The organism is Sorlinia euscelidii (genome assembly GCF_036452135.1).
In the GTDB taxonomy this organism is placed as follows: Bacteria; Pseudomonadota; Alphaproteobacteria; order Acetobacterales; family Acetobacteraceae; genus Sorlinia; species Sorlinia euscelidii.
Genome location: NZ_JAWJZZ010000002.1, coordinates 265,674 through 285,175 on the forward strand (window position 1 = coordinate 265,674; position 19,502 = coordinate 285,175).

Genomic DNA, 19,502 nt, shown 5'->3' on the forward strand with positions numbered 1-19,502 from the left:
CCTTAACGCCCTCTTCCGTAAACATGTCAGCGCGCTTCAACGCGACGCGGCGCAAATGCCCCCGTTCTTGCCCGCAGGACAATCATGATTCCCGCGCAGATGATCGGGATCATCGACAGGCTGATAGCTTTCGGGCCGCCATGCGTCAGCGCCATCCCGCCGAGTAAACCTGCCAATGTGATCGCGCTGTTCCAAACGGTGGAGATCATCGCACTGGCAAGGTCAATCCCTTCCCCCGCGACGGAAGCTGACGCCAATTGGATGAGCGTCCCGGCCCCGCCATAGGATAGGCCCCAAAGCACCATCATCGCGACGATGACATAAGGGTGCTGCGTGAAGAGTGAAACCGCGACCGTCATCAGCAGAAACGTGGAGAGTGCCAGCAGGATGACGGTTTTCAGAGGTTTTTCCGTCAAAACACCTGCGAGCCAAACCCCTGCCAGAGACGACACGCCGAATAAAAGCAGTAACGCGCTGACATGCGTCTGAAGGCCGGACATTGCCGTAAAAGGCGCGACGTAAGTGTAAAGAATATTATGCGCCCCGACCCAGGCCATCGTCAGGGACAAAACGGTGATGATGCCGGGGATTTTTAGGACGCGCAGGGGGGACAAACGTTTGTCGGCACATTGTCCGGCGAGGTCGGGCAGGCGATGTGCCACCCAGAGAGCCAGCAGGAAGGCCACACCGGAGATGAAAAGAAACGCCTCCCGCCAGCCAATCAGGTTCCCCACCGCGACGCCGGTCGGCGTCCCGATGGAAAAAGCCAGCGGCGCGCCCGCCATCGCGATGGCCAGGGCCCTGCCCTGTAGGCGCGATGTCACCAGTCGCTTGGCATATCCTGCCTGAAGCCCCCAGACCAGCCCGGCGCACAAACCGGCGAGAAAGCGCGCCGAGAGGATAAGGCCAAAATGGTGCGTTATAGCCGTGATGGTGTTCATGGCCAGAAAGCCAATAATGCCGAGGAGGAGTAAGGGTTTACGGCGGAAACCCTGCGTCAAGGCCGTGAGGGGCAAAGCCGCGATTGTCGAGCCGAATGCGTAAATCGTCACCATCTGGCCCGTCATGGCGTTCGAAATGTCGAGGTCCGATGCGATCATCGGCATGAGGCCCGCGGGCATTGTTTCGGTGATAATGGCCAGAAACCCCGCCATCGCGAGCGCAATAAGTTCACCAACAGGGAGGGTATCCCGCGGTAACGTCAAAAGCGTTGACACGCCCCATCCTTCCTTTATGCGCTATCTGATCTGATGAGGTTTGACCGAAAAAATTCGGTTCCTCGAAATTATGGCGCTTCATGGGCACGCCAACCCATTTATCGCGCACCTATTTTTCAGATTTCAGCTCATGCCATAAGCGCGAGGGGTCAGGCAAGGATGACGCTGCACCATGCAGCGCCGGCGTGACTCGTTCAGCGTGAAAACGGCCCGGAAAAAACGGGCCGCTCTTTCAAATTCCAAATGCGATCGCGTTAAGCTTGGCGATTTTACGATCAGAACCGATATTCGATACCGGCAGCGACGAGAGTCGGGTTGAGCGCGTTATGCGCCTTGATGAAAGTCGGACTTCCATTATCATTCGCCCATGCATGCATACGCATGAAGATCTGCTTGACGTCGAAATTGAAGAACCAGTTTCCGACAAGTTGATAATCGAACCCGGCATTGACGGATGGGCCACCTGTGAAGCCGACATTGAGCTTCTGCACAACGCCGCCAGCAGGGCTCATATTATGAAACCAGGCCAGTGTGCCGCCGACGCCGATATAGGGGTTGAAGCGCTTGTGCGGACGGAAATGCCACGCGAACGTGATTGTCGGCGGAAGGACCCATGCGCTGCCCACGTCGATCTTCCCCAACGGTGTCCCTTGCGCCGCCACCTCATGACGCGTGCTGGCCGCGATCAGATCGACCGAGAGATTATCCGTCAGGAAATACATGAAGGTCAGTTCCGGCATGACCTGATTTGTTGTCGAAATATGGCCGGAGATCGGTTTGTTCGCGAGCCAGACCTTACTATCCATATCCTGCGGCAGGACACCCAACGCGGAAAGGCGAACGATGAAATCACCTTTGCCAAAACCGATCTTGGTTGAGGAACAGGTTTTGAAGATCCCGCAGGCATGGTCCGACATCGCGGCCTTCGGCGCCATGACCTGCGATGTCGTCAATGGTGCATTGACGTAGGATTGACTGGCCGATGACGCTGCCTGTTGCGCGTGGGCGACCTGAAACGTCGCCGCCGAGAGGAGAGAGCCTGTCATGGCGGCCAGGCAGCTTTTGATGGAGAAGGTCATATCGCACCCTGATTAAGCAATTTCAACGGCGCAGTTATTTGACAGAAAGTAAAAGGCTTCCTTGATCAGGATCAATGGGCTATCCTTAATTTCAAACCGTTGCAGTAATACCACATACGTGGCGCAGGCGCTGAATGATGAATTTTTCCCCTTGTAAGCTAAAACCCGAATCCGAAACGCCGATACTTCCCCATGACAGTGGGGAATGCACCGTCTGCCCCGCGCGGGAGCGCAGTATCTGTGCGATTTTTGAGCCAACCCAGCTGCCCGAGCTTGAGAAACATCTTCAGCGCGTCGCATTCCCCGCAGGGAAAGTGTTTATCGAGGAGGGGCGCGCGGCAGACCGCTTTTACGTGGTGACGCAAGGGCATGTGCGCTTATTCAATTCCATGCCGGACGGGCGTCGGCAGATCACCGGTTTTGCAACCGCAAGTGATTTTATCGGCCTGGTCAGCTGCAAAAATTTTGCGTTCAGTGCGGAGGCGCTGACTCCCCTGCGAGCCTGCCAGTTTTCCGTCTCTGAAATGAGTTTCCTTCGGCGCCATTTCCCGGCGCTTGAAAAACGCCTGCTCGAGGAAGCCTCGCGCGAGCTTGTCCGTGCCCAGAAGCGAATGCTTTTGCTGGGTCGCAAAACCGCCAGTGAACGCCTCGCCAGTTTCTTGAGAGAGCGCTTTCACCTCAGTAAGTCGGCTCTCGGCCACCTTGCCTTGCCGATGACGCGGATGGATATCGCCGATTATCTTGGCCTGACCATCGAAACCGTCAGCCGCACCTTCTCGGCATTTCAGCGTCAAGGGCTGATTCACATCCCCCATACGCGCAACGTTCTGATACAGGATATTGAGGCTCTATCCGCACTCGCCGATGGTGACATCGCGCTGAAGCGCCGCCACTCCTGACGTCGACAGCCGCATGTGTCAGGACGGAAAAAACCGCTTCGTAAATGCCTGCAAACCAATTTGCCGTGCCGTGCGCAACCGCGCTGCCCTCAACACCGCTTTCGTCTGACGAATGGCATGGTCGAGATCGTCATTGACAATATTGTGATCAAATTCCGCCCAATGCGATAACTCGTTCTGTGCGGCGCGCATGCGGTTTTCAATCGTCTCGTCAGAATCGGATTGACGTCCGCGGAGGCGACGTTCCAGCTCCTCAATCGAAGGCGGGAGGATGAAGATGCTTAAGACATCTTCGGGCAAGGCGGCCCGCATCAGCCGGTGTCCCTGCCAATCAATGTCGAAAACCATATCATAACCGTCCGCAAGCGCCTTCTCGACCGGAAGGCGCGGCGTGCCATAACCGTGGCCGAACACTTCCGCCCATTCCAGCAATTCGCCTTGCGCGATCATCCTATTGTAGGCTTCCCGGTCCCTGAAATGGTAATGCACGCCCTCTTTTTCGCCTGGGCGTGGCAATCGGGTCGTCAAGGAGACGGAATGCATGAGACGCGATTCCGACGCGCGCAAAGCATTGGCGATCGTCGATTTACCCGCCCCGGATGGCGCGGAGATAACCAGACACACACCGCGCCTTCTGATTGCATCGGTCATGACCCTATCCCTCCCCGGTCAATACCCGGCGCAACATTTAAACCCATCTTTTGCTCGGCTCCTCGCTCCAGGCCGTTCGGACGCCGCTGACCTGCATGAGATGATTGATCAGAACAGCGTAGTCACTCCGACCACGGAGCAGAAACGAGAGAGCGAGATAATTCTTATTGTTATTTCTGTCCTGACGCACATGCAGGACCTCATAACCCGCGCGTTGAATAACGTCCTGAACGCGGCCACTCAAACTGGATTCATCATCCCCTCTGACGACGATGACGCCATCATTGACACGTTTACGCATGATGCGGCTGACAAATTTGTGCGTCAGAAGCATGACGATGAGGTAACAGATTGTGGTGAAAATCGCGATGACGATCATCCCGGCGCCCGCCGCCATACCGAGCGCCGCCGTCAACCAGACGGAAGCCGCTGTCGTCAGGCCGCGCACCGTATCGCGCCGCATAAAGATGACACCACCGCCGATGAAGCCCAGTCCTGATACGATCTGCGCCGCAACGCGTGATGGGTCCAAAACGACACGACCGGCGAGGAGCACGTCGGTGAAACCATATTTGGAGACGATCATGAAGAGTGCGGCCGCGACACCCACAAGCGTATAGGTGCGGAAACCCGCGCTCTTCTGGCGGTATTCCCGCTCAAGCCCGATAATCGCGGACAGGATGAAGGCAAGGATCAGTTCCATCACCTGCATCCACCCATCACCACTATTCTGCCCGACGGGCCAAATTGATATCAAGGGCCGCGCCTCCCTGGTTTTTCTGTTTAACGATGCGAAGGGCTACCCACTTGGCCTCTCGCGACGTTATAACGAATGGACAGGTGAAAGGGAACCATATGCCCTTCCCGGACGACCCCGCGACATGCCGAGATGAAGCTGCCCATGACTGAAAATATCGCATCTGACACGCTGCTTGAAGAGCTTGTCCGCCGCGCCCCGCCCGCCAATCTGGAGGCGGAGATGGCGTTGCTGGGGGCCCTTCTGACGAATAACAAAGCCTATGAGCACGTCTCGGACTTTCTGGCGGCGGAGCATTTCGCGAATGCGGTGCACGGCAAGATCTACGGTGCGATTGCCCGGCGGATTGATCGCGGGATGCTGGCAGACCCGATTACAATGCGCGCGGATTTCGAACATTCCGGGATGTTGGAGCCGGTGGGTGGCACCGCCTATCTGGGGAAATTGCTCGCCTCCATGGTCGGCATCGTCAATGCGGGGGAGTATGGCCGCGCCATTCATGATGCCTGGATCAGACGGCAACTCATCGATATTGGAGAGAATGTCGTCAATAACGCCTATGGTGCCATGACGGAGCTCGCAGGCTCCGAGCAGATCGAGGCGGCGGAGGAAACGCTTTTCAAACTCGCGACGGACAAAGGCCAGGATGGCGGGTTCGTCGCGTTTGATCGCGCGCTCGCAACAGCGTTGGAGGTGGCGGAACATGCATTTCTACGCACCGGTGACGTTAGCGGCCTGACATCCGGCTTGCGGGATTTCGACAAGAAAACCGGCGGACTACACCCTTCGGACTTGTTGATTATCGCCGGGCGACCCGCGATGGGCAAAACCGCCCTGGCCACGAAGATCGCTTTTTCCGCCGCGCGCGCCTTGATGCAGGAAGCCGCGGACAGTAACACGCAGCCACGCGGCTCCGTCGCGATTTTCTCGCTTGAGATGTCATCGGAGCAGCTTGCGACACGTATCCTGTCTGAGCAGGCGGAAATTTCGAGTGAGCGTATTCGTCGCGGGGATATTGGTCAGAAGGAATTTGACCGCTTCGTCCGTGTGACGCGTGAGCTTCAGGAATTGCCACTTTTCATTGATGAGACGCCCGCCATCAGCCTTTCCGCGATGCGGACGCGCTGCCGCCGCCTGGCCCGTACAAAAGGGTTGAGCCTTGTCGTCGTGGATTATCTGCAACTGATGCGCCCCGCCGTCGGGACAAGGCCGGAAAGCCGGGTGCTGGAAATCTCGTTGATCACGCAGGGGCTGAAAGCCATCGCGAAGGAGTTATCCGTCCCCGTCATCGCGCTGTCTCAGCTTTCCCGTCAGGTGGAATCGCGGGAGGATAAGAGGCCGATGTTGTCGGACCTGCGCGAGTCCGGCTCGATTGAGCAGGATGCCGACGCCGTCATGTTCGTCTATCGCGAGGAATATTACCTTAAACAGCGTATGCCCAAAGAGACGACTTATGAGGGCGCGGAAAAATATCAGGCGGCTTTGGATGACTGGCACCGCAAAATGGACCTTGTCCATAATAAGGCCGAACTGATCCTGGAAAAACAGCGTCACGGGCCGACCGGCACCATCCCCCTCTATTTTGAAGGGGAGTTCACGCGCTTTGCTGATCTTGACACGCATCACGAGGTGTAGCGGCACCCTTTTGGACAATGAGTGCCGCCAGTTGGCGTAAGGGCCGGCTCAGAAATCCGCTGTCATCGGGTCAGGCCCGACGCGCCCATCAGCACGGTCCATTTTTTCAATGTCAGCGAGATCCGCCGCATCAAGATGGAAATCGAACACGTCGATATTTTCCTGGAGACGCTGGTGGTTTGATGATTTCGGGATGACGACGAGGCCCTGATCAAGATGCCAGCGAATCACGATTTGCGCCGGTGACTTCCCATGCTTCTTCGCGAGCTTTTGAATAACATCATTGTCGAGATTGGCGCCTCGACCTAAAGGACTCCACGATTCTGTGATGATCCCATGTTTGTCATGAAAGGCGCGCAAGTGACGCTGCTGAAAAGCCGGGTGCAGCTCTATCTGATTAATGACCGGCACTTCACCCGTTTCATGGATGATCCGCTCAAGGTGATCGACATTGAAGTTTGAAACGCCGATTGACTTGATGCGACCTTCCTTTTTCAGCTCGATGAGCGCCTTCCAGGTCTCAACATAAAGGTTGTTTTTCGGCGCAGGCCAGTGGATGAGGTAGAGGTCCAGCACGTCAAGGCCGAGCTTCTTCATGCTCTCATCAAAGGCGCGGCGGGCCACATCATAGCCGTGGCCCGTATTCCATAATTTGGTCGTGACGAAAAGGTCATGATGGCGTTTGACTGCCTGACCAACGCCTTCCTCATTATGGTAGAATGCGGCGGTATCGACCATTTTATACCCGACCCCGGCTGCGAAATCGACAATCTCCGCCGTTTCATCCGCTGGCGTTTTATAGACACCGAGGCCAAGTTGCGGGATGGCTTTTCCGTCAAGCATTTTGAGGGTGAAATCCGGCGCATTTGCACGCTGGATGGTTGGATCAGGTTTCGGCATAAAAGCCTCCTTGTCGTCTTTTACAAGTCATGTGAAATCTCGTGCCTGTCGGCGCGGAAATGTTCAGACGCGTGAGACACGCGCGCCGCATCCCGGCTCGGCAAGCATGCTGATTGGAGAGAGTCCGGCGCGGTTCGCCCGGTTTTCAAACGAAACAACATTCAGAAGGCGAGGTGCGTACGCCGCATCCCGCTTTCCCCATTCTGTCCGTTCTGACAGGATGAGAAGATCATCGCGGCCGCCTCCTTCTGCGTGAGGCCCGGCTTACGCCGTGCCGTGGCCGCTTCGGACCGGGTATGACACCTCAAACTCAACCTTCTTTCCGAACCTCATCGTCCTTGGCGTGACGCGCCTGTTTGAACTCTCTCGTCATAAATAAGGAGGTAAACTGCAATTTAAACCCTCTTCCCGGGCTTTCCCTCCGGATGCACGTGATGGATTGCGGGCAGAGCGGCGGCGCTACGTCATCTGCATCGCATCCGCGCAGCGCACCCCTTGCAGATCGCATCTGGATGATCAATCCGTTTTCAACCCATAGAAATCAAGCATGGGCTTGATGTCGGGCGCGTGACCCGTAAAGGCTTCAAACATCGCGTCGTAATCCTCCGTATGACCGCGTGACAGCACGAGGTCCCGGAAGCGCTGACCATTTGCCCGCGTCAAACCGCCATGCTTTTTGAACCAGTCGAAAGCGTCATGGTCCAGCATCTGAGTCCAGAGATAGGCGTAGTATCCAGCCTGATATCCATTGCCCCAGATATGCAGAAAGTAGGAACTGCGATAGCGCGGTGGCACGTGGGCCGTGTCGAGTCCGCTTTTCTCCAATGTGGTGCTTTCGAAACGATCAACATCCTTGATTTTTCGAAGAGGCGACATGGTGTGCCATTTCATGTCCAGCATGGCGGCGGAAACAACTTCACCAAGGCGATAACCGGCATTGAAATGACGCGCGTCGAATAGTTTTTTCTGCAATGTCTCGGGCATGGTCGCGCCGGTCTGATAATGGCGCGCGTAGTGGGCGAAGACTTTCGGGTAAAGCGCCCAGTTTTCATTGAATTGCGACGGAAATTCCACGAAGTCGCGCGCGACGTTTGTGCCGGAGACGGAAGGGTAAACCTGATCGGCAAAGAGTCCGTGCAAAGCGTGCCCGAACTCATGGAACATCGTGATGACATCATCGAACGTGATTAACTGCGGCTGGCCCGGCGCCGCCTTGACGAAATTGCCGACATTATAAATGACGGGTTTCTGGTTCAGGAGCTTCGATTGCTCCACGAAATTCGACATCCAGGCGCCACCGAATTTGTTGTCGCGCGCAAAATAATCGAAATACATCAGCCCTAGAGGCGCATCATCTTTATCGCGCACCTCATAAACCACCACGTCGGATTGATAGACCGGAATGTCATGACGTTGATTGAAGGTGATGCCGTATAGAGATGTCGCGGCGTAGAAAACCCCGTCCTCAAGCACGGTCTTCAGCTCAAAATAAGGCTTGAGATCATCCTCACTATAGCCCAGCGTTTTCCGGCGTAATTTGTCCGCATAAAAATCCCAGTCCCACGGCGCAAGGCTGAACGTGCTGCCTTCAGCCTGAATCAGCTGCGTGAGGGCCTGCTCTTCCTCATCCTGCGCGGCGCGGGTCGGCGCGACAAGCTGGTTCATAAAGTCGTTCGCCGCTTCCGGCGTTTTGGCCATCTGGTTTTCCAGTTGATAGGCTGCATAATTCCTGAAACCAAGCAGCCGCGCCTTCTCCGCCCTGAGATGGGCAATGCGCACGATCAGCGCGCGCGTGTCATTGCCATCGCCCTGCTCCGCACGCGTCCAGCTTTTTTGAAATAACGCCTGGCGCGTCTCACGATCTTTCAGGACGGCCAGCGAAGGCTGCTGCGTCGTATTTTGAAGCGGTACGAGCCACCGCCCCTTCTGCCCCGCCGCCTCTGCCGCCCCGAAGGCCGTGTTCAGCGCATTTGCATCCAGGCCGCTCAGTTTTTTCTCAACATCGACGACGAGTCCCGCCGCTTTCGTGGCGGCCACCAGCTTCTGCTGGAATGATGATTCAAGGACGGAGAGCTTACTGTTCAGATCCTTCAGGCGCGTCTTTTCCCGCGATGACAGTGAGGCACCCGCATGGAGGAAACGCTGATACCACTCCGTCAGGACGTGCATCTGCTCCTGCGTCAGGTCCAGGCTGTTGCGTTTCTGGTAGACAGTCGCCACGCGATTGAAAAGCGCCGTATTGAGATAAATCTCGTCCTCATGCTGCGTGAGAAGCGGCGCGAACTTCGTCTTGATAGCGTCGAGGCGCGGGTTGCTGTTGGCGCTGTAGAGATTATCGAACGTCATATCGACACGGTGCAGCGTGCGCCCGGCCCGCTCCAGCGCTTCAATTGTATTCACAAAATCCGGGCGGTCCGGGTTGACGGTGATGGCGTGGATCTCATTATTCTGCGCCAGCATCCCCTGCTCAAAAGCCGGCGCGAAATCCGCATCGGTAATCAGGTCAAAACGCGGTGCCTCATAGGGAAGAGTGCTGGGCTGAAGAAGAGGATTCGTGCGCGCCAGGGCACTACTCCCCATAAGCGCGAGAACCGCGAATGCACCGGCCACGTGGCGCGGGTGGAGGATACCCATCTTGATCCCTTCCTCTTTTGTTGATGACAGCAGGGTCGAGCTTACAATGAAAAGCGCGCATTCAGGAAGATCGTGCGTGGCATCCCGACGAAAAGATAATCGGTCTGGAGAAACCCCCAATATTGCAGGTTTTGCACGTTATCCATTTCCGCCTGTAACGTCACATGGTGGCGCGCGACATCCATGTCATAGCGTGCGCGAAGGTTGAGAAGGGTATAATGCGGCACTTTGTAAAGATTGCGGCTGTCCCCCCACATTGACGCCGTGTGATGCACCTCAGCCTCGATCGAAAATCCGGGGAGATGTGCAAACCCTTTATGGAGCGTGAACATATTCTGCACGGACGGGACACCTTCAATCGCGTTTCCGATAATGTCAGGATCGGCCTTTGTGTATCGCCCGTATTCCAACCCGATACTGTCTGACAGCACGAAACCCGCGGGGAGGCGCCATTTGCCCGCCCACTCCGCGCCGCGATAAGTCGTCGATCCGTCGAATACGAAGACATTCTGTACATTGGCATATTGGGCCCCTCGCGTGATCTGATAGAGGGCCGCCGTCATTGACCATGTCTTCCGGTCGATTTTCGCCCCGAGCTCCACTTGATCCGACCGGATCGGGGGCAGATTGGCGAAGGCGTTGGCGTAGTTTGTCGCGACCGTGCCACCACTCTCCAATGCCTGAACGTAACTCACATAAAAGGTCGTGTTCTGCCACGGATGATAGAGCAGGGCGACAGTTGGGGTCAGCGGATGGGCGCGCTCGGAACTTGGGATCTGCTGCGCATCCCAGCTTTTCTGGCTGAAAATCGTGTATCGCAACCCGGCAAGCAGGGACCATTGCGTATTGAAATCCAATGTGTCACTGAGGAAAAACCCGGTCTGATCCGAATGGTAGGTGCGGTATGTCGCCGTGTTGAACGATCCTTGCCAGCTTTGGGGCCGGATGGGGCGATATAAATTCTGCATGCCAAGATTGATCGTCTTAAAGTCATAGGGCAGGAATTTCTCCAACCCCTGCCAGGCAATCCCTGCGGTTACATGATGGCGCCAGAGGCCGGTCGCGACCTGCCCCGTCAAAATCATCTGAGCCTGATTATAGGCGGCCCAACTGCCGGGATTGGTGCGCAGGAGCGCGTTGTAATCGCCGCTCCGGTCCTGAAGCGTCATCCATTCCCCTTTATAGCGGCGATAATCCCGACTATGGCTGTAATCGGCGCGCAGATTCCAACTGTTACGAATATGCCATTTCAGTCCCGTGCCGAGGAAAATCGTGTGAGACGTGAAAAACGTTCCGGGATTGACCGTCAAATTCTTATGTCCACTGATCGCGGGGGGAAGCGGACCTTTGCCGAAAGATGGCGGATCGGCGATATAAAAATTCTGGACACCCTGATCAATAACGCGGCTCTGATAAAGCGCATCTGCTGTCCAGATAAGGTCCCGCGTCAACCTGACATCGGTGGAGAAAGAGCCGGAATAACGTTTTAGACGGGACCCGTTATAGGTCGGCCCCGCCTCATGGGTGAGATTGAGACGGTAACCCACGATATTATTTTTGAGGAAACGGCCTCCCATATCGAGATGCTGCAACATGACGGCGTTGGCGCTATAGCCGATATCAACGGACAGGGTGCGGCGTTCCGTCGGCTTCTTCATCACAAAATTGGCGATCCCGCCAGGTGCATTGAACCCGTACATGAACCCTGAAGCCCCTTTAAGGAGCTGTATCGATTCAAAACTTTCCACAGGGAGTTCAACCGTCGTCATGAAAAACGGTGTGCCATTGATTTTATAACCATTATAATCGTCAAGCGGGATGCCGCGCACATTGAGGGAATAGGCGTTCATGGAATAAGTGTCGCCCAGACGGACGACCGACCCATCATCTTCAAAAACGCGCCCCAGTGATTTGACCTGTCGGTTCCGTAGACTGGCCTCATTAATGACCGTGACGGAATAAGGCAGATCCAGAATGCGCCGGTTACCGAGCGCACCATTATCGACAAGCGATGCCCGCGCCCGGACCTGCACCCGCTCTTCCCCCCTGGCTTCCAGCGCCGATATTTTCCCGGAGGGCGGCGCGGCTGGCGCTGCTTTATCTTCGGTCTGATGACGGTGCGGCACATCCCGGTGGCGGTGCCGCGGAGCGGGCCGCCCCTCAGCATGGGCGAGATCACCGCAAACCAGAACAACGATGATGGGCCAGAGCATTTGTGAGCGTTGGAAAGCGGTGAAGGTCATTGCACGACTCTGTTCAGTGGATCATCAGTTTCCAACTTATGAAGAAGTGCTTTAACGTGATCAACTCACCTATATCGTTTAATGAAATGCACTGTGGCGAACTTGCCATGCGCGGCGCCACCATCCCGTCATATCAAAACCCGATCATGGCATCGCCGCCGAACGTGAACATCCCGGCATTCCGCCCGGCATTAAAGGGTGTCGTCCCGTTCAGGGAGCGGTCAAACCTGATCTCCGGCCGCAGGGCGAAGACGCGCAGATTTTTCAGGACAGGGGGGCGGTAAGTCAGGCCGAGGGTCATCGCACCATAAGTTGTCGGCGGGGCCGTTTCAGCAGGCGCATATTTATTAAGGAAAGCATTCATGTAGGCGCGATTATTCAGGAAACTCACGACAAACGCCCCGCCATTATCGCGATAGATTTCACCGCGGTAATTGAAGGTGAAATCCGGCGATATTCTGTAACTCAGGAAGGAAACGAAGCTATAAGCCTCCGCCCGCAGACCGACATCGTGCAGGAAATTTACTTCCCCCGTGAGGGAGAGGCGGTCATTGACGTCATAACGCAGGGAAAGGTCGTTCCAATAACGCTGCGCACTATCGGCCCGGATTCCTAGCGCATTGACGGAGTCCTCCGGCCCGAGGCGCGACAACGCGTTGACGGTTATTTTACCGTGGGCGAGACCTGTGCGCGTAAACCCTAAATATCCCGCCATACTGGTGTTGCTGGCATTGCGCCCCCAGGTCGACTGATTGCCCGTATCAATTCCGAAGTGAATATCGAGATCGGCGGTGGCATGCCAATGCGCCATCGCCCCCAGATGTTCAAACGGCACCGAATATTGCGACGTGTAAGCGAGCGTGTAAAAAGGCCGCGCCGAAGGATCCAGAACTTCGACCCCCATCGGGGCCTGAAGAATGCCGAGTTTGAGATCGACCCCGTGCGGCGTCGCCCATGGAAGATGGACATCCAAATGGGCCTGAGCCGGGATCAGCTGATAGCGGTCCGACGTCAGGTGATCCGACACGCCGAGTAAATGGTAGTATCGTGCATCCGACCCATAAAGGCCCTGGATGACAAAGCCGATCTGATATTTCTGCACCGCGTCATCCAATGCGCGGGACAGGGTGAGACTGACCTGGTTCAATTGCCCCTGATTGGCGTGATCCGCGAGGAAATCGCCAAAATTAATGCCGCTAGCGGGACGCGCCGGGTTGGCCATGATCCCCCCTTCCATTAGGCCCTGAAGTGTCACATCCTGTAGCCAAGCACGAGGCGCATGCGCAAAAACATGGATGTCGGCATGGGAAGCCGGTGTTAAGGAGAACGAACTGAGAAGAGATATTGTTACGATAACGCAATATTTAAGGCCGCCCGAAAACTTCATAGAAACTGGTCCTTCACCTGGCCGGGAAACCGCGCCCGATGATCATCGCGGCAATTTCATAAAATGCATTTCCCGCGATTCGATGCAATATCAAAATGAAATTTTAACGTTGTGCACGAGGTCGATTTGAAACTTCAGCAAAAAGAAAGGATAAATATCCGGCAAACATGGCCGCATGGCAGGCGGGTGCGGCGAACGCTGATCGCGTCGCACCGGCTTTGGGGAGAGAGAGATGAACGCCGAGAATTTATATGGGCCGAAACCTTATCGAGGATTTCTATTCGATATGGATGGCACGCTCCTGACGTCAATTATCGCGGCCGAACGCGTCTGGGGACAATGGGCGGCGCGTCACGGGTTGGATGAGGCGGCATTTCTGCCCACGATCCACGGAAAACGCACCTGTGAAACCATCCGGGAACTGAACCTGCCCGGCATTGACCCGCAGCAGGAAGCTGATTGGATTACGGCGCAGGAATTGAAGGACACAGAGGGTGTTGAGGCCATTGCCGGGGTCAGGAAATTCATCGAAAGCCTGCCGCGCCATGCCTGGGCCGTGGTCACCTCGGCGCCGCGTCGCCTCGCCCTCAGACGTATTGAAGTCGCCGGCCTGCCCCTGCCCGAGATACTGATAGCGGCGGAAGACGTCAAACGTGGCAAACCGGCGCCGGATTGCTTCCTGCTCGGTGCCGGGAAATTAGGCGTCAGGATCAGCGACTGCCTGATTTTCGAGGATGCGCCCGCGGGAATTCAGGCGGCGGAGGCCAGTGGCGCAGATGTTGTCGTTATCGGAGCCACGCACGAAACACCCATGCAGACCTGCCATAAAATCCTGATGCATTATCGCGACATTGCAATAGACGGGAATGATCAGGACGGTTGGCGCGTCCTGCATCATGGGTAAAGTGTCGTCATCCTGCGGAAAAACCCCTTCAACCGCGTTTACGTCGCTGTCCAGACCTTGAAAAAACCTTTGCGCCACGCCACCTGACGCGAGAATAACGCATGAAAGCTGGTGTATAGCCACGCGATTAAAAGAGGACATCATGACCGACACGCCGCAAGACACAAAATCCGGAGTTGAGAAGCACGCTTTCAGTGCTGAAGTGGGCCGGCTTCTCGACCTCGTCGTCCACGCCCTTTATTCCGAACGGGAGATATTCCTGCGGGAGTTGGTGGCGAATGCGGCGGACGCCCTCGATAAACGCCGCTTTGAAGCGCTGACGACGCCATCAGAAGCCCTGCCGGATGGCGCGTCTATCCGCATCGTCCCGGATAAGGAGAAGCGTCTCCTGACGATCAGTGACGTCGGTGCGGGGATGAGTCATGATGAACTCGCTCAAAATCTCGGCACCATTGCACGTTCAGGCACGCGCGCCTTCGGTGAGAAACTCAGCGCGGCGAAACCGGAAGATCGGCCCAGTCTGATCGGGCAGTTCGGCGTCGGTTTCTACGCTGCGTTCATGGTCGCGGACCATGTTGATGTGATTTCCCGCAAAGCTGGTGAGGCGGACGCCTTTCAATGGTCTTCGGACGGGAAGGGCAGCTTCGAAATTTCCCCCGCCACGCGTGAGGCGGCAGGCACGGATATCGTGCTACATATGAAGGAAGACGCCGCGGAATTTCTCGATGCATGGCGTTTGAAAAGCATCATTCGCAAATGGGCCGACCACATTACCTGGCCGATCAAGCTTCAGGATGGGGAGGAAACCTCCGACGCGAATGAAGGAACGGCCCTTTGGCGCAAGTCGAAATCCGACATCACGGAAGAGCAATATACCGAGTTTTACCGGCACGTCGCCCATCAGTTTGACGCGCCTTATGCGACGTTACACTGGTCGGCAGAAGGGGCGACAGAATTTACCGCGCTTCTCTTCATCCCCGGCGCACGGCCTTTCGATTTCATGGAATCATCGCGTGAGAGCAAAGTGAACCTGCATGTCAAACGCATGTTCATCACGGATGAAGCGGGGCTCCTGCCAGCCTGGCTGCGCTTTGTCAAAGGGGTCGTGGATACGGAGGATCTCCCGCTCAATGTCTCGCGCGAGATGTTGCAGGCCACACCTGTCCTGACGCGCATCCGTAAAGCCGTAACCAAACGCGTGCTGAATGAAATCCGGCATCGTGCCACCAAGCCGGAAGATAAAGAGGGCTTCAAGAATTTCTGGGAAAATTTTGGCCCGGTTTTGAAAGAGGGAATCTGGGAAGACGCCGAATATCGTCAGGAGATCGCGTCTCTCTCCCTGTTCCGATCAACATATTCAGACGATGCAACCACATTGGATGATTATGTCGCGCGGATGAAGGATGGGCAGGAGCATATTTACTTTCTGACGGGCGATAATGTGGATAGTCTTGTCCACTCAGCGCAGCTTGAGGGTTTCCGCGCCCGCGGCATCGAGGTCCTGCTCCTCTCTGACCAGGTGGATGGTTTCTGGCCCGAGCGTCTCGGCAGTTATAAAGAAAAAACCCTCCGCGCGATCAGCCAGACCCATGGGGATCTCGATAAGTTCGCGGCCCCGACGCCGGAGGGTGAGGCCGCTTCGCTGGAAAAACTCCTTCCCGCGCTGAAGGCGGCGCTTGAAGGCCGGGTGAAGGACGTCAAAAGCACGAACCGACTGGTTGATAGTGCCGTCGTCATCACCAGTGAGGGCGGCCCGGATGTGATGATGCAGCGCCTGATGCGGCAATCAGGCCAGCCCATGCCTGCCACATTGCCGATTTTGGAGATCAACCCCCATCACGCCCTGATCCGCAACCTCGCGGCGCGTGCGGATCGCGACGAGTCTGTTGAGGATTTCGCCGCCGTCCTCCTTGATATGGCGCGCGTCAATGAGGGGGAGCCTCTGGGGGATGCCTCGGCGTTTATCCGTAAATTGACGACGATGCTGGTTTCGGCCTCCGCCTGAAACCATCAATTTGAAAAAATGGAGGGGTTCTCCTCTCCAACTTCTTACCAGACGAGCCTTGCAGGGTGGTGAAGTTGGGCCGATAAAGGCCCAGCTTGCCTTTGGTAAGCTGCCCATCATGGTGCAAGATTTTTTAAGGACCGATCAATGCAAGCGCCTGCCGCCTCCATGAACAGCTTGAAAAACGGCCCCGATGATCGCGGTCGGTTCGGGACGTTTGGCGGGCAGTTTGTCGCTGAAACCCTCATGCCCCTCGTGCAGGCGTTGGACGCGACCTATCAGGCCGCAAAAAATGATCCGACATTCTGGGAAGAGCTGCATTATTATTTCAAACATTATATCGGGCGCCCCAGCCCTCTCTGGCACGCGAAACGTCTCTCAGAAGAGCTGGGTGGCGCAAGAATTTATCTGAAGCGGGAGGAGCTGAATCACACGGGCTCCCACAAGCTCAATAATGTGATGGGGCAGATCTTATTGGCCCGGCGCATGGGCAAGAAGCGGATTGTCGCGGAAACGGGCGCGGGACAACATGGTGTGGCGACGGCGACCGTCTGTGCGCTCTTTGGCATGTCCTGCACGATTTACATGGGCGCGACGGATGTGGCGCGTCAGCAGCCCAATGTCTTCCGCATGAAGCTCCTGGGTGCGGAGGTGCGGCCAGTAACGGCAGGGGCGGGCACGCTGAAGGATGCGATGAATGAAGCCATGCGCGATTGGGTCGCGCATGTTGCGGACACGTATTTTCTGGTCGGGACGGTCGCAGGGCCGCACCCCTACCCCGCCATGGTGCGTGATTTCCAGGCCGTTATCGGCGTTGAAACCAGGGAACAGATTTTAGAGGCGGAAGATCGCCTGCCGGATGTTATCGTCGCGGCGATTGGCGGCGGGTCAAACGCCATGGGCATCTTCCATCCGTTTCTGGATGACAAGGATGTGCGCCTCATCGGTGTCGAAGCGGCAGGGCGCGGCCTCGATAGTGGTGAGACTGCGGCTTCCATCTCCCGCGGGCGCGCCGGCGTTTTGCATGGCAATCGGACCTACCTGCTTCAGGATGAAGACGGGCAGATTCTGGAAGCTCATTCCATCAGTGCGGGGCTGGACTACCCGGGCATCGGGCCGGAACATGCCTGGCTCCATGAGGTGGGACGCGCGGAATATGTGAGTGTGACGGATGCACAGGCCCTTGAGGCCTTCCAGCTTCTGACACGCACGGAGGGCATCATCCCGGCCCTCGAATGTGCCCATGGCCTCGCTTACGTTGCGCAGATCGCGCCGAAAATGTCGGAAAAGGATATTATCGTGCTTAATCTTTCCGGGCGCGGCGATAAGGATATTGACACGGTGGCACATCATCTGGGGACGAAATTGTGAGCCGCATAGAAAAACGCTTTGCGCAGCTTAAAGCCGCGGGGCGGGGCGCGCTGATCCCCTACCTTGAGGCTTATGACCCGGATCGTGAGACGTCCCTGGCGCTTTTGAAAGCCATGCCGTCTCACGGTGCGGACCTGATTGAGATCGGGGTCCCATTCTCTGACCCATCCGCGGATGGACCCACCATTCAGAAAGCTGCTTTGCGCGGCCTGAAAGCGGGTGCCACCCTACGCGGCGTGCTTGAGATGGTGCGGATCTTCCGGGAGGAAGATAATGAGACGCCGATTATCCTCATGGGTTATCTCAACCCCATCGACACTTATGGCGCGGAAGCTTTCTGTCGTGACGCTTCGGCCTCTGGGGTCGATGGACTCATCATCGTCGATCTGCCGGCGGAAGAGGCAGATTTCATCATGCCCTATGCGCAGCGTGACGGGCTGGATATCATCCGCCTGATCGCGCCCAATACGCCGGATTCGCGCCTGCATTTCCTGACGGCGCAGGCCTCCGGCTTTCTCTATTATGTCAGCATCACAGGCGTTACGGGCACACGCACAGCATCTCATGAAGAGTTGGCGGCCGCCCTGCCGCGCATTCGTGCTGTGAGCCCCCTGCCGATCGCGATCGGGTTCGGCATCCGCATACCGGCCCAAGCGGCGATTGCTGTGCAGACAGGCGATGCGGCTGTTGTCGCGTCCTCTCTCATCACAACTTTAGAAGATTCATTGCAGGATGGACGTGCGACGGCGCGGACACTTCCCGCCATCCTCCAGCAATTGAAATCAATCTCCGAAGCCGTGCATCAAGGTGCAAAAAGCAGTGTTGATGGTCGCTGAGATTTAACCGGCCTGGCTGCGCCGGGCAAATTTGCGGGCCAAAAGCGTGCAGGTGAAAAGCTGGATCTGGTGGAAGAGCATCAGGGGCAGTACAACGATACCCACGTGGGCCGGTGTAAACAGAATATTGGCCATAGGCACCCCGGACGCCAGCGACTTTTTGGAGCCGCAAAACATGAGGGCGATGGTGCTCTCAAATGTCAGATGCATCTTGCGCCCCACTCCCCATGTCAGCAACAGCACTAGCACCAGTAACAAGAAGCACGCGATGGCGATCACGACCATATCGGCCAGGGAAATGCGGTGCCATATGCCTTCAACAACCGCATGGCTGAAGGCGGTATAAACAACAAGAATCACGGAGCCGCGATCGGTAAAGGAGAGAAGGCGCTTATGGCGCAACGCCCACCCGCCGATCCGATGATGCAGTAACTGCCCGATAAGAAACGGGAGCAGAAGCTGTGTCGCCACGCCGATCATGGCATGGAGGGAAAATATCTGCCCCTTTCGGACAAGTAGCCCAACCAGGATCGGCGTGACAAAAATGCCTACGATGTTTGATAAGGTCGCGCCGCAAATGGCGGCGGCCACGTTGCCGCGGGCGATGGATGTGAGCGCGATGGAAGACTGAACGGTTGATGGCAGGCAGCAGAGAAACATCATGCCGCGCCATAAGTCGTCGCTGAAAAAATGCGGCATCAGGGTCCATGCACCCAGTCCCAGAATCGGGAAGAGGATGAAGGTGCAGGCCAACATAGTGCCCTGCAGCCGCCAGTCCCTGACATTCGCGATGACGGAAGCAGGCTCCAGTCGCGCCCCCTGCAGGAAGAACATGACGCCGATCATGATGGTCACGATCACATTAAGGATCGCCGCCGCATGGCCCGCGCTGGGGACAAATGTGGCGAGAAGGATCGCGGCGATGAGCGCGAGCAGGAATGGGTCAGGTCGGATCATGATCGCGACAGGATGTTATTTTTTTGC

Annotated in this window: 16 protein-coding genes; 6 read left to right on the forward strand and 10 right to left on the reverse strand. The window is 56.6% G+C overall.

The features are described 5' to 3' along the window. Nucleotides 1–26: 26 nt before the first annotated feature. Nucleotides 27–1,217 (reverse strand): MFS transporter, encoded by a 1,191-nt coding sequence (locus CGLAMM_RS04815; RefSeq protein WP_394818908.1) that lies wholly within the window; start codon nt 1,215–1,217, stop codon nt 27–29. 275 nt (nt 1,218–1,492) lie between these two features. Further along, a complete protein-coding gene (locus CGLAMM_RS04820) occupies nt 1,493–2,296 on the reverse strand; it encodes an OmpW/AlkL family protein (RefSeq protein WP_394818909.1) in 804 nt (267 codons plus the stop codon). A 134-nt stretch (nt 2,297–2,430) separates the two neighbouring features. Here CGLAMM_RS04820 and CGLAMM_RS04825 point away from each other — a divergent pair, with 134 nt between their 5' ends. Next, nucleotides 2,431–3,195, forward strand: a complete 765-nt coding sequence (locus tag CGLAMM_RS04825) for a Crp/Fnr family transcriptional regulator (RefSeq protein ID WP_394818910.1) — start codon at nt 2,431–2,433, stop codon at nt 3,193–3,195. An 18-nt stretch (nt 3,196–3,213) separates the two neighbouring features. Here CGLAMM_RS04825 and gmk read toward each other — a convergent pair whose 3' ends face one another. Then, nucleotides 3,214–3,846, reverse strand: coding sequence for a guanylate kinase (gene gmk, locus CGLAMM_RS04830; RefSeq protein WP_394818911.1), 633 nt, complete (start codon nt 3,844–3,846; stop codon nt 3,214–3,216). Nucleotides 3,847–3,883: 37 nt separating this feature from the next. After that, nucleotides 3,884–4,558 (reverse strand): MgtC/SapB family protein, encoded by a 675-nt coding sequence (locus CGLAMM_RS04835; RefSeq protein ID WP_394819087.1) that lies wholly within the window; start codon nt 4,556–4,558, stop codon nt 3,884–3,886. A 189-nt stretch (nt 4,559–4,747) separates the two neighbouring features. On the opposite strand from CGLAMM_RS04835, the gene CGLAMM_RS04840 reads away from it, so the two are divergent. After that, the gene (locus tag CGLAMM_RS04840) at nt 4,748–6,238 is read left to right on the forward strand and encodes a replicative DNA helicase (protein WP_394818912.1); all 1,491 of its coding nucleotides are present in this window, start codon (nt 4,748–4,750) and stop codon (nt 6,236–6,238) included. A 48-nt stretch (nt 6,239–6,286) separates the two neighbouring features. On the opposite strand, the gene CGLAMM_RS04845 is transcribed toward CGLAMM_RS04840, so the two are convergent. The 5 genes from CGLAMM_RS04845 to CGLAMM_RS04865 form a co-directional block, all read right to left on the reverse strand. Then, on the reverse strand, nt 6,287–7,138 hold the full coding sequence (locus tag CGLAMM_RS04845; protein WP_394818913.1) for an aldo/keto reductase: 852 nt from the start codon (nt 7,136–7,138) through the stop codon (nt 6,287–6,289). A gap of 161 nt (nt 7,139–7,299) precedes the next feature. Next, the gene (locus tag CGLAMM_RS04850) at nt 7,300–7,452 is read right to left on the reverse strand and encodes a hypothetical protein (RefSeq protein ID WP_418115441.1); all 153 of its coding nucleotides are present in this window, start codon (nt 7,450–7,452) and stop codon (nt 7,300–7,302) included. A gap of 202 nt (nt 7,453–7,654) precedes the next feature. Further along, a complete protein-coding gene (locus CGLAMM_RS04855) occupies nt 7,655–9,772 on the reverse strand; it encodes a M3 family metallopeptidase (RefSeq protein ID WP_394818915.1) in 2,118 nt (705 codons plus the stop codon). Nucleotides 9,773–9,813: 41 nt separating this feature from the next. Further along, nucleotides 9,814–12,015 (reverse strand): TonB-dependent receptor, encoded by a 2,202-nt coding sequence (locus CGLAMM_RS04860; RefSeq protein WP_394818916.1) that lies wholly within the window; start codon nt 12,013–12,015, stop codon nt 9,814–9,816. Between the two features lie 133 nt (nt 12,016–12,148). After that, nucleotides 12,149–13,402 (reverse strand): outer membrane beta-barrel protein, encoded by a 1,254-nt coding sequence (locus CGLAMM_RS04865; RefSeq protein WP_394818917.1) that lies wholly within the window; start codon nt 13,400–13,402, stop codon nt 12,149–12,151. A gap of 232 nt (nt 13,403–13,634) precedes the next feature. On the opposite strand from CGLAMM_RS04865, the gene CGLAMM_RS04870 reads away from it, so the two are divergent. The 4 genes from CGLAMM_RS04870 to trpA all read left to right on the forward strand — a co-directional run bounded on the left by CGLAMM_RS04870 (nt 13,635) and on the right by trpA (nt 18,518). Next, on the forward strand, nt 13,635–14,306 hold the full coding sequence (locus tag CGLAMM_RS04870) for an HAD family hydrolase (RefSeq protein WP_394818918.1): 672 nt from the start codon (nt 13,635–13,637) through the stop codon (nt 14,304–14,306). Between the two features lie 142 nt (nt 14,307–14,448). Further along, on the forward strand, nt 14,449–16,311 hold the full coding sequence (htpG, locus tag CGLAMM_RS04875) for a molecular chaperone HtpG (protein ID WP_394818919.1): 1,863 nt from the start codon (nt 14,449–14,451) through the stop codon (nt 16,309–16,311). A gap of 147 nt (nt 16,312–16,458) precedes the next feature. Continuing rightward, nucleotides 16,459–17,682, forward strand: coding sequence for a tryptophan synthase subunit beta (gene trpB / locus CGLAMM_RS04880; protein ID WP_394818920.1), 1,224 nt, complete (start codon nt 16,459–16,461; stop codon nt 17,680–17,682). After that, complete coding sequence (trpA, locus tag CGLAMM_RS04885; protein WP_394818921.1) at nt 17,679–18,518, forward strand: tryptophan synthase subunit alpha; 840 nt, start codon at nt 17,679–17,681, stop codon at nt 18,516–18,518. The genes trpB and trpA overlap by 4 nt, the downstream gene beginning before the upstream one ends. Nucleotides 18,519–18,521: 3 nt before the next feature. On the opposite strand, the gene CGLAMM_RS04890 is transcribed toward trpA, so the two are convergent. Further along, complete coding sequence (locus tag CGLAMM_RS04890; RefSeq protein ID WP_394818922.1) at nt 18,522–19,475, reverse strand: bile acid:sodium symporter family protein; 954 nt, start codon at nt 19,473–19,475, stop codon at nt 18,522–18,524. Nucleotides 19,476–19,502: the final 27 nt, after the last annotated feature.